11 protein-coding genes and 1 tRNA gene are annotated in these 13,956 nt (G+C 72.1%); 5 read left to right on the top strand and 7 right to left on the bottom strand.

Features of this window, described 5'->3' with window-relative positions; translation table 11 throughout:
• Positions 1–50 precede the first annotated feature (50 nt).
• The gene (locus tag ABD158_RS05660) at positions 51–1,301 is read left to right on the top strand and encodes an oligosaccharide flippase family protein (RefSeq protein ID WP_344004898.1); all 1,251 of its coding nucleotides are present in this window, start codon (positions 51–53) and stop codon (positions 1,299–1,301) included.
• 28 nt (positions 1,302–1,329) lie between these two features.
• Here ABD158_RS05660 and polA read toward each other — a convergent pair whose 3' ends face one another.
• Positions 1,330–4,029 (bottom strand): DNA polymerase I, encoded by a 2,700-nt coding sequence (gene polA, locus ABD158_RS05665; protein ID WP_344004899.1) that lies wholly within the window; start codon positions 4,027–4,029, stop codon positions 1,330–1,332.
• An 86-nt stretch (positions 4,030–4,115) separates the two neighbouring features.
• On the opposite strand from polA, the gene ABD158_RS05670 reads away from it, so the two are divergent.
• The 3 genes from ABD158_RS05670 (at position 4,116) to ABD158_RS05680 (ending at position 6,862) form a co-directional block, all read left to right on the top strand.
• Entirely contained in the window at positions 4,116–4,532 is a 417-nt protein-coding gene (locus ABD158_RS05670) for a PaaI family thioesterase (RefSeq protein ID WP_344004902.1), read from the top strand.
• A 1-nt stretch (position 4,533) separates the two neighbouring features.
• Positions 4,534–5,277 carry a DUF554 family protein gene (locus tag ABD158_RS05675; protein ID WP_344004904.1) on the top strand — a complete coding sequence of 248 codons (744 nt, stop codon included), beginning with the start codon at positions 4,534–4,536 and terminating at the stop codon, positions 5,275–5,277.
• Between the two features lie 208 nt (positions 5,278–5,485).
• Positions 5,486–6,862, top strand: coding sequence for an ABC transporter substrate-binding protein (locus ABD158_RS05680; RefSeq protein WP_344004906.1), 1,377 nt, complete (start codon positions 5,486–5,488; stop codon positions 6,860–6,862).
• A gap of 558 nt (positions 6,863–7,420) precedes the next feature.
• Here the strand turns inward: ABD158_RS05680 and ABD158_RS05685 are convergent.
• From ABD158_RS05685 to ABD158_RS05705, 5 genes are all read right to left on the bottom strand, one after another.
• Positions 7,421–8,179, bottom strand: coding sequence for an ABC transporter ATP-binding protein (locus ABD158_RS05685; RefSeq protein WP_344004909.1), 759 nt, complete (start codon positions 8,177–8,179; stop codon positions 7,421–7,423).
• The gene (locus tag ABD158_RS05690) at positions 8,176–9,237 is read right to left on the bottom strand and encodes an ABC transporter ATP-binding protein (protein WP_344004912.1); all 1,062 of its coding nucleotides are present in this window, start codon (positions 9,235–9,237) and stop codon (positions 8,176–8,178) included. The genes ABD158_RS05685 and ABD158_RS05690 overlap by 4 nt, the downstream gene beginning before the upstream one ends.
• Positions 9,230–10,198, bottom strand: coding sequence for a branched-chain amino acid ABC transporter permease (locus ABD158_RS05695; protein ID WP_344004915.1), 969 nt, complete (start codon positions 10,196–10,198; stop codon positions 9,230–9,232). Before ABD158_RS05695 ends, ABD158_RS05690 begins: the two co-directional genes overlap by 8 nt.
• Before the next feature lie 12 nt (positions 10,199–10,210).
• Complete coding sequence (locus ABD158_RS05700) at positions 10,211–11,602, bottom strand: branched-chain amino acid ABC transporter permease (protein WP_344004918.1); 1,392 nt, start codon at positions 11,600–11,602, stop codon at positions 10,211–10,213.
• 106 nt (positions 11,603–11,708) lie between these two features.
• A complete protein-coding gene (locus ABD158_RS05705; RefSeq protein ID WP_344004921.1) occupies positions 11,709–12,320 on the bottom strand; it encodes an ANTAR domain-containing response regulator in 612 nt (203 codons plus the stop codon).
• Positions 12,321–12,362: 42 nt separating this feature from the next.
• Between ABD158_RS05705 and ABD158_RS05710 the strand changes: the two genes are divergently transcribed.
• A tRNA-Leu gene (locus ABD158_RS05710) sits at positions 12,363–12,435 on the top strand.
• A gap of 19 nt (positions 12,436–12,454) precedes the next feature.
• On the opposite strand, the gene pyk is transcribed toward ABD158_RS05710, so the two are convergent.
• On the bottom strand, positions 12,455–13,903 hold the full coding sequence (pyk, locus tag ABD158_RS05715) for a pyruvate kinase (RefSeq protein ID WP_344004924.1): 1,449 nt from the start codon (positions 13,901–13,903) through the stop codon (positions 12,455–12,457).
• Between the last annotated feature and the right edge of the window lie 53 nt (positions 13,904–13,956).

The following is a 13,956-nucleotide window of genomic DNA, read 5'->3' on the forward strand; positions in this document are numbered from 1 at the left end:
CGCGGCCCCTGGGTCGCGGGGCGCTGGTGCGCACGTCCTAGGCTCGGCGGGTGAGGAAGGAGAGGCCGGACGTGCGCCGACTGCTGCGCGGAGGCGCCGGTGTGGCGGTCGCGATGGCCGTCATGAACGTGACGACCTACGGCTTCACCATCCTCGCCGCTCGTCTCCTCGGGCCGGCCGAGTACGGCGCGGTGGCGGCGCTCATGGGCCTGCTGCTCGTCGTCAACGTCCTGTCCCTGGGTCTGCAGGCCACGGGGGCGAGGCAGGTGGCCGCCGCCCCCCACGCCCGCGACGTCATCGAGGCGCGCATCCTCCGCGCCGGGCGACGCTCGGGCCTGGTGCTCGCCCTCGTGTGCCTGCTGCTCGCGCCGGTCGTGACCTGGCTGCTCGACCTGTCGTCGCCCCTGCCGGCCGTCCTCGTCGCCCTCGCCGCCGCGCCGCTGAGCATGATGGGCGCCCAGGCCGGGGTCTTCCAGGGCGAGGAGATCTGGGGCCCGCTGTCCGCCATCTACGTCGGTGCCGGCCTGGGGCGTCTCGTCCTCGGGACCGTGGGGCTGCTGCTCGTGCCCAGCGCGACCGGCGCGATGGCCGGGGTCGCGGTCGGGGCGCTCGTGCCCGTCGTGGTCGGGGCGCTCGCGCTGCACCGGCGGCGCGAGGCGCCCGTCGAGCGGTCCTCGACCCGCGTCGTGCTGCGCGAGGTCGCTCACAACTCGCATGCCCTGCTCGCGTTCTTCGCGCTCTCCAACGTCGACGTCGTCCTGGCCCGGGTCGTGCTCGACGCCGAGAACGCCGGTCTCTACGCCGCCGGGCTGATCCTCACGAAGGCCGTGCTGTTCCTGCCCCAGTTCGTGGTCGTCGTCGCGTTCCCGTCGATGGCCTCCGGAGCCGGCCGAGGGCGCGCGACGTTGCTCAGCCTCGTCGCGACCGCGGCCATCGGGGCCACGGCCACCGCGGGCGTCGCCGTGCTGTCCGGTCTCGCGGTGACCTTCGTCGGCGGCCCCCAGTACGCCGAGATCGAGTCCCTGATCTGGGTCTTCGCCGCCATCGGCACGCTGCTCGCGATGATCCAGATCCTGGTCTACCAGGTCGTCGCCGACCAGCACCGCACCTCGGTGCTGGTCGTGTGGGCCGGCCTGGCGGCCGTGCTCGCCTCCGCCCCGCTGACGACCACCGAGCCCCGGCTGCTCGTCGTCGTCGCGGCCGTGGACCTGCTGGTGCTGCTCGGCCTGCTGGTGCTCAGCCGCCGGCGGGCGGCGCCGTCGGCGGCGCCCGTGCCCGGGGTGGCGGAGGCCGCGGGCTGACCCGCGGCCCCTCGTCGGCCGGGTCCGCTCAGTGGGCGGCCTCGTGCCAGCTGGTGCCCGTCCCGACCGACACGTCGAGCGGGACCGCGAGCTCGGCGGCGCCCGCCATCTCGGCGCGCACCAGCTCCTCGAGCTGCTGCTCCTCCCCCGCGGCCACCTCGAGCACGAGCTCGTCGTGCACCTGCAGCAGCATCCGCGAGGCGAGCCCGGCAGCGCGCACCGCGGCGTCGACCCGCAGCATGGCGACCTTGATCAGGTCGGCGGCCGAGCCCTGGATGGGGGCGTTGAGGGCCATGCGCTCCGCCATCTCCCGGCGCTGCCGGTTGTCGCTGGACAGGTCCGGCAGGTAGCGCCGCCGCCCCAGGATGGTCTCGGTGAAACCGGTCCGGCGGGCCTCGTCGACCACACCGGCCAGGTAGTCGCGCACCCCGCCGAAGGTCTCGAAGTACTCGTCCATGAGCCCGCGCGCCTCGGTGGTGTCGATCCGCAGCTGCTGGCTGAGCCCGTAGGCCGACAGCCCGTAGGCGAGGCCGTAGTTCATCGCCTTGATCTTGGCCCGCATCTCCTGCGTCACGGCCTCCGCGTCGACGCCGAACACCCGGGCGGCGGTGACCGAGTGGAAGTCCAGGCCCGAGCGGAAGGCCTCCGTCAGCCCCGCGTCCTCCGAGAGGTGCGCCATGATCCGCATCTCGATCTGGGAGTAGTCGGCGGTCATCAGCCGCTCGTAGCCCGGCCCGACGACGAAGGCCTCACGGATCCGGCGACCGGCCTCCGTGCGGACCGGGATGTTCTGCAGGTTGGGGTCGGTGCTCGACAGTCGGCCCGTCGCGGCGATCAGCTGGTTGAACGTCGTGTGGATCCGGCCGTCCTCCGCGACGGTCTTCAGCAGGCCCTCGACGGTCTGCCGGAGCCGGATGACGTCGCGGTGCCGCAGCAGGTGCTGGAGGAACGGGTGCTCGGTCTTCTCGTACAGGGTCGCCAGGGCGTCGGCGTCGGTGGTGTAGCCGGTCTTGGTGCGCTTGGTCTTGGGCATGCCGAGCTCGTCGAAGAGCACGACCTGCAGCTGCTTGGGCGAGCCGAGGTTGATCTCGCGGCCGATCACGTCGTACGCCTGCTGGGCCTCGCGGCGCACCCCGTCGCCGAACTCCGACTCGAGCCCCTCGAGCAGCTCGGTGTCCGCCGCGATCCCCACCTGCTCGAGCCCGGCCAGCACCCCGATCAGCGGGAGCTCGACCTCGGCGAGCAGGCGGGTGCCGCCCCGCTCCTCGAGCTCGTCGTCGAGGGCGGCCGCGAGGTCGAGGACCGCCCGGGCGTGCAGCATCGCGGTCTCGGCGGCCACGTCGGACTCGGACCCGTCGACGTCCAGCGCGAGCTGCCCGTCGTCGGTGGCGCCCTGCTTCAGCTCGCGCTTGAGGTAGCGCACCGTGAGGTCCGCGAGGTCATAGGAGCGCTGGTCCGGCCGGGCGAGGTACGCCGAGAGGGCGGTGTCGCGCTCGAGGCCCGCCAGCGGCCAGCCGCGCGCGGCGAGGGCGAGCATCGGGCCCTTGGCGTCGTGCAGCACCTTCGGGGCCGCCTCGTCGGCGAGCCAGGTGGCGAGGGCCTCGTCGTCCTCGGCGCCCAGCCCGTCGGCGGCGACGTACGCCGCGGCACCCTCGGCAGACGCCAGCGCCAGGCCCGTGACCTCCCCCGTGCCGGCGCGCCAGGTGCCCTCGACGAGCACGCCGGTGCGCTCGCCGCCGCGGGCGTGCTCGTCGAGCCAGGCCGCGACCTGGCCCGGCTCGACGCGCGCCGCGGACAGCTCGAAACCGGACTCGTCGATCTCCTCGACGGAGGTGAGGGTCTCGAAGAGCCGGTCGCGCAGGACCCGGAACTCGAGGCTGTCGAAGACGGTGTGCACCTCCTGGCGGTCCCAGGGGCGCATCGCCAGGTCGCTGGGCGCCAGCTCGAGGTCGAGGTCGGTGACCAGCGCGTTCAGCTCGCGGTTGCGCATCACCTGGTCGAGGTGGGAGCGCAGCGCCTCGCCCTTCTTGCCGGTGATCTCGTCGGCGCGGGCGATGACGTTGTCGAGGCCGTCGTACGAGTTGATCCACCGGGCGGCGTAGCCCGGGCCGACCCCGGGCACGCCGGGCAGGTTGTCGGAGGTCTCCCCCACCAGGGCCGCCAGCTCCGGGTAGCGGGCCGGCGGGACGCCGTACTTGTCCTCGACCGCGGCCGGGGTCATCCGCTTCATCTCCGAGACGCCGCGCATCGGGTAGATCACCGTGGTGACGTCGTTGACGAGCTGGAAGGAGTCGCGGTCGCCCGAGCAGATCAGGACCTCGAAGTCCTCGGCGAGCGCCTGGGTGGCGAGGGTCCCGATGACGTCGTCGGCCTCGAAGCCGGGCTTCTCCAGGTAGGGCACGTTGAGGGCGTCCAGCACCTCCTTGATCAGCGACACCTGGCCGGCGAACTCCGACGGGGAGCTGCTGCGGTTGGCCTTGTAGTCGGCGTAGGCCTCGGAGCGGAAGGTCTGCCGCGAGACGTCGAAGGCGACCGCGAGGTGCGTGGGCTCCTCGTCGCGCAGCACGTTGATCAGCATCGAGGTGAACCCGTACACGGCGTTGGTGTGCTGGCCGGTGGTGGTCGAGAAGTTCTCCACCGGCAGCGCGAAGAACGCACGGTAGGCCATCGAGTGGCCGTCGACCAGGAGGAGCCGAGGACGGGCCGGGGTCGAGGTGGAGGCGCTCACTCGGCGACTCTAGGACATCGCGCCGACGCCGGCCCGGGCACCGGACACCGGCCCGCACGGGGCCCCGCGGGTGCCACCATGGCGGCATGAGCGAGCCCGCCGTGCAGCCGTCCGACATCCCTCCCGGCGCCCTGAACGAGAAGATGGGGATCGTCGTCCTCGAGGCCTCCCCGGAGCGCGTGGTGGCGACGATGCCCGTCGAGGGCAACACGCAGCCGTACGGGTTGCTGCACGGCGGCGCCTCGGTCGTCCTCGCGGAGTCGCTGGGCTCGGTCGGGTCGATGCTGCACGCGCAGCCGGACCGGATCGCGGTCGGGGTGGACATCAACGCCACCCACCACCGCTCGGCCCGGTCGGGCACCGTCACGGGGGTGGCGACGCCGGTCCACCTGGGTCGGTCGACGGCGTGCTACGAGGTCGTCATCACCGACGCCGAGGACCGCCGGGTCTGCACCGCACGCATCACCTGCGCGCTGATCGACGCGCCCCGCGACCGGGGCTGAGGTGTTCCCCGGTGTCGGCACCGTCGTCAACGTCGTCACCGTCCTGCTGGGCACCGCGCTCGGCCGGCTGCTCGGCCACCGGCTGCCCGAGCGGGTGCGCGACGCCGTCACGGACGGTCTCGGCCTGGTCACGCTGCTCATCGCGGCGACGAGCGCACTGGCGGTCACCGACCCGGCGCTGACGGCGGCGGTCGGGGACGCCGCGCCGATGCTGATCGTCCTCGCTGCGATCGCCCTCGGCGGGATCCTGGGCTCCGCGCTGCGCCTCACCGACCGGCTGGAGGGCCTCGGCGTCCTGCTGCGCGACCGCCTGAGCCGGTCCGAGGACTCCCGCTTCGTGGAGGGGTTCGTGCTCGCCTCGCTGCTGTTCTGCACCGGCCCGCTCACGGTCGTCGGCTCGCTCGAGGACGGCCTCGGGCGCGGCGCCGACCAGCTGTTCCTCAAGTCCGCGCTCGACGGCTTCGCGGCCATCGCCTTCGCGGCGACCTTCGGGTGGGGCGTGGCGGCCAGCGTGGTGTCGCTGGTCGTGGTCCAGGGGGGCCTGACGCTCGTGGGGCTCGGGCTGGGTGACCTGCTCCCGGCCGCGGAGACCGCTGCTCTCGAGGCCACCGGCGGCCTCCTGCTCGTGGGGGTCGCGCTGCGCCTGCTGCGGATCCGCGAGGTCCCGGTCGTCGACCTGCTCCCCGCCCTCGTGCTGGCGCCGCTGCTGACGTGGCTGGTCGCCGCGAGCCCGCTGGGCGGCTGAGACCGACCCAGGACCGGCCTGCGGCCGGGCGCCCGGACCACCGCCCGGGACACCTGGCGGTAACAGTTCGCTAACGACGCGTCGGCGTCCCGGGATCGGGCGTGTTCAACGCCATACTTTCCGCCAAGCCGACGCCACAGGGGGCCACTGTCACGCACTCCCGAAGCGCACAGGCCACCCACCCGTACGAACGAAAGGTTCACCCATCGTGAATCGATCCACGACCCGACGCCTCCGGGTGATCGCGCCCCTGGCCGCACTGGCCCTGGCCGCCTCCGCCTGCGGTGGTGGGGACTCCGAGAGCGAGCCCAGCGGCTCCGAGTCCTCCGACAGCAGCGGCTCCGAGAGCGAGAGCGCCGACAGCGGCGAGACGTTCGAGGCCGCCGACTGCGCCAACGGCTCCACCAGCGCGGACACCTTCAAGGTCGGCTCGATCCTGCCGCTGACCGGCAACCTGGCCTTCCTCGGTCCCCCGGAGATCGCGGGTGTCGGCCTGGCCGTCGCCGACGTGAACTCCGCGGGCGGCGCCGCCGGCAACGACGCGTGCTTCCTGTCCACCGACTCCGGTGACACCACCGACAACAGCGTCGGCAACGGTTCCGCCAACCAGCTCGTCGACGCGCAGGTCTCGATCGCCGTCGGCGCTGCCGCCTCCGGCGTCACCGAGAACATCATCGGCACCTTCACGGACAACGAGATCGTCCAGATCTCCCCCGCGAACACCGCCACCAGCCTCAGCGGCGCGTCGGACTACTACTTCCGCACCGCCCCGCCGGACACCATCCAGGGTGGCGCGCTCGGCGACCTGCTGATCCAGGACGGCCGCCAGCGCGTGGCGTTCATTGTCTTCAACGACCCGTACGGCACGGGCCTGCGCAACGTCGTCCAGCAGACCGTCGAGGACCAGGGCGCCGAGGTCGTCTACGGCGCCGAGGGCGACGGCGACGAGTTCCCGCCCGGACAGACCACGTTCTCCTCCGAGGTGACCGCGGCCCTGGCCGCCGAGCCCGACGCGATCGTCATCCTGGCGTTCGACGAGACGGCGTCGATCATCCCCGAGCTCGAGGCGCAGGGCTGGGACAACGCGAACTCGTACTTCTCCGACGGCAACCTGGCCGACTACAGCGACTCCTTCGACCCCGGCGTGCTCGAGGGCGCGAAGGGCACGCTGCCCGGTGCGGACGCCCCGGACGAGTTCCGTGACCGCGTGAGCAGCTGGTACGAGGACGTCGAGGGCTCCGCGCTCGACGACTTCTCCTACGCGGCCGAGTCGTACGACGCCGTCATCCTCGCCGCCCTGGCCGCCACGCGCGGCGAGGGCACCGACCCGAACACCATCCGCGAGAACATGCGCGCGGTGTCCGGCTCGGAGGAGGGCTCGGAGGAGTGCACGACCTACGAGGAGTGCGTCGCGCTGCTCGAGGACGGCACCGAGATCCAGTACCGCGGCCCCTCGGGCATCGGTCCGATCAACGAGGACAACGACCCGTCGTCCGCGTTCATCGGGATCTACCAGTTCGACGGTGACAACGTGAACCAGTTCCAGGGCGCCATCGAGGCGACCTCGGACGAGGCGTCGCAGTGACCTCACCCCGCCTCGCGGGCTGAGCACCACGCTCCACCACAGGGCCCCGGGACTGGCAACGGTCCCGGGGCCCTCGTGCGTCCCGGTCCGCTCAACCCGGACGCGACCCGCCGTACGCCCGCTCGGCCCGGACGCGCACCCACCGCACGCCCACCCGGCCCGGACGCGCACCCACCGCACTCCCACTCGGCCCGGACGCGCACCCACCGCACGCCCACTCGGCCCGGACGCGCACCCACCGCACGCCCAGTCGGCCCGGATGCGCACCTCACCGGCCCCGGTCGGCACGGCACTGTCAGGCGGACCGTCCTCGACCAGATCGCTCCTCCACCCTGCGCACCCGGGCCGACTCGACGCCCCCACCCTGCGCACCCGGGCCGACTCGACGCCCCCACCCTGCGCACCCGGGCCGACTCGACGCCCCCACCCTGCGCACCCGGGCCGACTCGACGCCCCCACCCTGCACACCCGGGCCGCTGGGGCGTGACGCACGAACGCCGGGCCCCGCAGGTGCGGGGCCCGGCGTCCGGGTGGGGCTGGGTGCTGCGGTACGGCGGGTCAGCCGGCCTTGGTCGAGTCGACGTCGGCGGCGAGCGTGCCGAGGTAGAGCTCGATGACCTTGGGGTCGTTGGCGAGCTCACGGCCGGAGCCGGTGTAGGCGTCCCGGCCCTGGTCGAGCACGTAGCCGCGGTCGCAGATCTGCAGGCAGCGGCGGGCGTTCTGCTCGACCATGACGACGCACACGCCGGTCTTGTTGATCTTGCGGGTGCGGATGAAGGTCTCGTCCTGGCGCACCGGCGACAGGCCCGCGGAGGGCTCGTCGAGCAGCAGGACGGACGGCTCCATCATCAGCGCCCGCGCCATCGCGAGCGACTGGCGCTCACCACCGGAGAGCGAGCCGGCGCGCTGCGCCCGGCGCTGGTGCAGGACCGGGAACAGGTCCCACATCGCCCCGAGCCGCTCGCCGACCTTCTTGGGCCGCATGAACAGGCCCATGCGCAGGTTCTCCTCGATCGACAGCGAGGGGAACACGTTGTTGGTCTGCGGCACGAAGCCCACACCGAGCTCGACGAGCCGGTTGGCCTTCTGGTTGGTGATGTCGCGCCCGTTGAGGGTGACCTCGCCGGAGTGCACCTTGACCAGGCCGAACATGGCCTTGAGCAGGGTCGACTTGCCGGCGCCGTTGGGGCCGATGATGCCGATCATCTCGCCCTCGTGGGCGACCATCGAGCACTCGTTGAGGATGTTGACGCCGGGCAGGTAGCCGGCGGTGACGTTCTTCGCCTCGATGACCGGGGCGCCTGTGGGCGTGCTCATCGCTGCCCCTCCTTCTCCTTCTCGGCGGCCTCGGCGGCCTCCGCCTCGGCCTCGAGCTCGGCGACGACGGAGTCGTCCTCGAGCAGCGCGTCGTCACCGAGGTCGGTGTCGTGGTGGGCGCCCAGGTAGGCGTCGATGACGGCCTTGTCGGCCATCACGGTGTCGGCCGGGCCCTCGGCCACGACCTTGCCCTCGGCCATCACCACGACCCAGTCCGAGATGTGGCGCACCATGTGCATGTCGTGCTCCACGAACAGCACCGTGGTGCCCTCGTCGCGCAGCGTCTGGATGTGACCGAGCAGCGACTGCGTCAGCGCCGGGTTCACGCCCGCCATCGGCTCGTCCAGCATGATCATGCGGGGGTCGCTCATCAGCGCCCGGGCCATCTCCAGCAGCTTGCGCTGGCCGCCCGAGAGGCTGCCGGCGTAGTCGTCCTTCTTCTCCAGCAGCTTGAAGCGCGCGAGCAGCTCCTCGGCCTTGCCGCGGATCTCCCCCTCGCGCTTGCTCCACAGCGGCCGCAGCAGCGACAGCGCGAGCCTCTCGCCCGGCTGCTGGGGCGCGCCCAGGAGCATGTTGTCCATCACCGTCATGCGGCTCAGCGACTTGGTGAGCTGGAAGGTGCGGACCATGCCGGCCTTCGCGACCGCCGAGGCGTTGGTGCGCCCCAGCGAGCGGCCGTCGAAGCTCCACTTGGCGTCGCGGCCCGAGGAGGGCTTGTCGAAGCCGGTGATGAGGTTGAAGAACGTCGTCTTGCCGGCGCCGTTCGGCCCGATCAGCGCGGTGATGATGCCGCGCTGGACCTCCAGGTGGTCGACGTTGACGGCCGTGATGCCGCCGAAGTCGCGACGCACGTTGTCGACCTTCAGCACGGCGTCGGGCTTGGCGACGCCGGGGGTGGTGTCGACGGTGCCCATCAGGCGCTTGCGCTCGGTGGGGTCCGCCAGCGGGTTGGCCTCGACGGCCGCCGTGTCGACGTGCGCCCGGTCGGGACCCGTCGGGCTGGCCGCGGCCTCCGCCCCGGACTGGGGCTCCTGGCCCAGGTCGGTCTGCTCAGGCATTGAACCGCAGCTCCCTCTTGTTGCCGATGACGCCCTGGGGCCGGAAGATGACCAGCAGCATCAGCGCGATGCCGACCACGATCCAGGCGAACTGCTCGGTCTGGGCGCTGCTCATGATGCTGGACGGCACGAAGGTGTCCGCGCCGGTCTGCACCAGGGCCCGCGCCGCGAAGAACAGGATCGAGCCGAGCAGGGGGCCGAAGATCGCGGCCGCGCCGCCGAGCAGCAGCGCCGTCCAGATGAAGAACGTCAGCTGGCGGCCCATGCCGTCGGGCTGCACGGAGCTGGGCAGCACGTAGATGATGCCGCCGACCGCGCCGAACAGACCGCCGAGCACGAGCGCCTGCATCTTCACCGCGTACACGTTCTTGCCGAGGCTGCGCATGGCGTCCTCGTCCTCGCGGACGCCGCGGAGCAGACGACCCCACGGGCTGCGCACCAGCAGGGCGACCAGCCCGAGGCAGGCGAAGACGACCGCCCACGCGACCAGGTGCAGCCACCAGTTGGAGTTCAGGTAGTCGAACGGCCCGATCTGCGTCCGCCCGTCGCCGAACGGCGAGAGGTCGGTGAACGAGCTGCGGTAGTCGTTGCCGGGGATGCCGCCGGACCCGCCGGTGACCTCGGTCAGCAGCGAGTTGCGGCCGACGAACCGCACGATCTCCGCGGCGGAGATGGTGACGATGGCGAGGTAGTCGCCCCGCAGCTTGAGGGTCGGCACGCCCAGCAGCAGCGCGAAGACCGTCACCGCCCCGAGCGCGATCAGGACGGCCAGCCACAGCGGCGCGCCCTCCACGGTGGAGATGGCGAACCCGTAGGCCCCCATGAGCATGAAGCCCGCCTGGCCCATGTTGAGCAGCCCGGTGAAGCCGAAGTGGATGTTGAGGCCGATGGCCGCGATCACGTACGCCGCGGTGAGCGGCGAGATCGCGTCCTGCAGCATCGTGTAGAGGATGTCTCCCATGACGGTCCTTCCCTAGCCGACCCGCTCGGCGCGACCGAGCAGACCCTGCGGGCGGACCAGCAGGATGAGGATCAGGATGAGCAGAGCGGTGGCGTACTTGAAGTCGCCGGGCAGCCAGATGTTCGTCAGCTCGACGACCAGGCCGATGACCATCGACCCGACGACGGCGCCGAACGCCGTGCCGAGCCCACCGAGCGTGACGGCCGCGAAGAGCAGCAGCAGGATCTGCAGACCGGTGTCCCACTTCACGCCGTTGGTGACCAGCGCGTAGAGCACGCCGGACAGACCGGCCAGGCCCGCTGCGAGCGTCCACACCAGGCGGATCACCTTGTCGACGTCGATGCCGGAAGCCGCGGCCAGCGACGGGTTGTCGGCGACCGCGCGGGTGGCCCGGCCGATCCGGGTGCGCAGCAGCATGTAGCCGACACCGGCGACCACGACGATCGAGATGCCCATCGCGACGAAGGAGAACTGGGTCAGCGTCACCGGGCCGATGTCGACGGTCTCGGGGCTGGAGGTGGTGATGCGGACCTGGCCCGCGCCCACGAAGTACTGGAACGTGTACTGCATCGCCAGCGACAGGCCGATGGTCACGATCATCATCTGGATGATGCCGAGGCCCCGGCGCCGCAGCGGTTGCCACAGCACCCGGTCCTGCGCCCAGCCGTACGCCGCGCAGACCAGCGTGGTCAGCAGGATGCCGAGGGTGAGGGGCAGACCGAGCCCGGCCGCGCCCGAGAAGAAGAAGGCGACCATGCCGCCCATCGTCACGAGCTCGGCGTGCGCGAGGTTGGACAGGCCCGTCGTGCCGTAGATCAGCGAGAGGCCGATGGAGGCCATCGCCAGCAGGAGGCCGAGGCGGATGCCGCTGGCGGCCTGCTGGGCGAACTGGTCCCAGCTGAAGCCGTCGGCGCCGGTGGCCTCGCGCTCGAACTGGAAGTTCGCGATCGCGTTCTCGCCGAGGACGACGGGGACGGTCAGCTCCGACTCGGTGGGAGCCACCCCGTCGGGGAGGGTCTCCTCGTCGATGACGACGCCGTAGTCACCCTCCTCCTCGACCGGCAGGTTGAAGGCACCGGTGTCCGCGGTGGTCACGGTCTCCTCGGTGCCGTCGGGCGCGGTGATGGTGATGTCCACCCCGCCCACGGTCTCGCTGGCGCTGAGGCGCAGGGTGCCGCCGACGCAGGCGGTCTCCGCGGTGGCGAAGCAGAAGGTGGGGCTCGCCGGCGCAGGTGCCGCGGGGGCGGCGGGCGCGGGCGCGGGCGCCGCGGAGGCGGGGGTCAGCGCGAACAGGCCCAGCACGACGGACGTGAGCAGGGCGAGACCGGTCAGGTGGATCCAGCCGACCGCGCGCACCCGCCGCGCGCCGGGGTTCGCCCGGCGCGAGGGGATCGGTGATTTCACAGGAGCTCCGCTCGAGGAGGTGGTTGATCGGAGCGAAGTCTAGGGACACCGGGGCCCCGCGCCTACGCCGTGGAGCCCCTGGGCCGCAGTGTTGCCAACCTGAGACCTAAGACACGTCGGGCGGTGACGAGGGCGGGTGCTCGAGCACGCCCTCCGCGACCTGCCGCATCGACAGTCGCAGGTCCATCGCGGTGCGCTGGATCCACCCGAACGCCTCCGGCTCGGAGAGTCCGAGCCGCTCGGACAGCACCCCCTTGGCCCGCTCCACGCTCTTGCGCGTCTCGAGCCGCTCGGTGAGGTCGGCGACCTCCGCCGAGATCGCCGCGATCTCGGCGTGGCGGCTCAGGGCCATCTCGATGGCGGGCACGAGGTCGGCGGGTCCGAAGGGCTTCACGACGTACGCCATCGCCCCCGCGTCGCGGGCCCGCTCGACGAGGTCGCGCTGGGAGAACGCCGTGAGCATGACGACCGGGGCGATCCGCTCGCCGGCGATCCGCTCGGCCGCGCTGATCCCGTCGAGGACGGGCATCTTGACGTCCATCACCACCAGGTCGGGCCGCAGCTCGGTGGCGAGCTCGACGGCCCGGGCACCGTCGGCGGCCTGACCGACGACCTCGTACCCCTCCTCGGCGAGCATCTCCGCGAGGTCCATGCGGATCAGGGCCTCGTCCTCGGCGATCACCACCCGCGGTGCGGGTCGGGGCTGGGGGCTGTCCACGAGGTCAGGCTAGCGGCGCGGTACCGTCCCTGCGCGCGCGCGGCCCCGGTATCCCAACGGCAGAGGAAGCGGTCTCAAACACCGTCCAGTGTGGGTTCGAGTCCCACCCGGGGCACCCGCGGACCGCGCGGTGCTCAGGAGCGGTGGTAGGCCGGGGCGACCTCGTGGATCGCGTCGCCCATGCGGTGGATGCGCAGCGCGTTGGTCGACCCGGGGATGCCCGGCGGGCTCCCGGCGATGATGACGACGAGGTCGCCCTCCTCGACGCGGCCGATCTTGAGCAGCGCCTCGTCGACCTGGCGCACCATCTCGTCGGTGTGCTCGACCGCGGCGGTGCGGAAGGTCTCGACGCCCCAGGTCATGGCCAGCTGGGAGCGCACCCGGTCCTCCGGGGTGAACGCCAGGACCGGGACCGTGCCGCGCAACCGGGACATGCGGCGCGCGGAGTCGCCGGACTGCGTGAAGGCCACGACGTACTTGGCGCCGACACGCTCGGCGACCTCGCCGGCGGCCTTCGCGATGACGCCGCCGCGGGTGCGGGGGTTCCAGTCGATGACGGTCATGTTGCTGCGGCCGTGGTCCTCGGTCGCGGCCACGATCCGCGCCATCGTCTCGACGGTGTGCACCGGGTACTGGCCGACGCTGGTCTCCCCCGACAGCATCACGGCGTCCGCGCCGTCGAGGACGGCGTTGGCGACGTCGGTGGCCTCGGCGCGCGTGGGCGCGGGGCTGGAGATCATCGACTCGAGCATCTGGGTCGCGACGATGACCGGCTTGGCGTTGCGTCGCGCCTTGTCGATGACCCGCTTCTGCAGGAAGGGGACCTCCTCGAGCGGGCACTCGACGCCGAGGTCGCCGCGGGCGACCATGAACGCGTCGAAGGCGTCGATCACCTCGTCGAGGTTCTCGATCGCCTGGGGCTTCTCGATCTTGGCGACGACCGGCAGCCAGATGTCCTCCTCGGCCATCACCGCCCGCACGTCCTCGACGTCGGAGGCGTCGCGCACGAACGACAGCGCGATGAAGTCGACCCCGAGCCGGAGCGCGAAGCGCAGGTCCTCGACGTCCTTCTCGCTCATCGCCGGGACCGACACCGCCACGCCGGGCAGGTTGATGCCCTTGTTGTTGCTCACCGGGCCGCCGACCAGCACCTCGCACCGCACGTCGGTGCCGTCGACGACCTCGACCACCCGCAAGCGGATCCGGCCATCGTCGATCAGGATCGGGTCGCCGGGCGCGACGTCGCCCGCCAGCCCCTCGTACGTCGTGCCGCAGATCTCGGCGTCGCCGTCGACCTCGCGGGTGGTGATCGTCCAGCGCTGGCCGCGCGCGAGCGTGACCGGCCCGTCGGAGAACCGACCCAGCCGGATCTTGGGCCCCTGCAGGTCGGCGAGCACGGCGACGCCGTGCCCGCTCGCGTCGGCGGCCTCGCGGACCAGCCGGTAGCTCTCCCGGTGGTCCTCGTGGCTGCCGTGGCTCATGTTCAGCCGCGCGACGTCCATGCCCGCGTAGACGAGCTCGCGGATGCGCCGCTCGCTCGAGGTCGCCGGGCCCAGGGTGCACACGATCTTTGCTCTCCGCACCGCTCCACTGTAGCGCTTGGAACGATCAAAGAGCGGGCATCGGGCCCGGCGAC

Origin of the sequence: Nocardioides lentus (genome assembly GCF_039529515.1) — a bacterium.
GTDB lineage: Bacteria > Actinomycetota > Actinomycetes > Propionibacteriales > Nocardioidaceae > Nocardioides > Nocardioides lentus.

Excerpts from the sequence above, each read along its gene's own strand:
- ABD158_RS05670 (WP_344004902.1), top strand. The coding sequence starts at position 4,116 with ATGAGCGAGCCCGCCGTGCAGCCGTCCGACATCCCTCCCGGCGCCCTG.
- ABD158_RS05695 (WP_344004915.1), bottom strand. The coding sequence starts at position 10,198 with ATGGGAGACATCCTCTACACGATGCTGCAGGACGCGATCTCGCCGCTC.
- ABD158_RS05690 (WP_344004912.1), bottom strand. The coding sequence starts at position 9,237 with ATGCCTGAGCAGACCGACCTGGGCCAGGAGCCCCAGTCCGGGGCGGAG.
- ABD158_RS05685 (WP_344004909.1), bottom strand. The coding sequence starts at position 8,179 with ATGAGCACGCCCACAGGCGCCCCGGTCATCGAGGCGAAGAACGTCACC.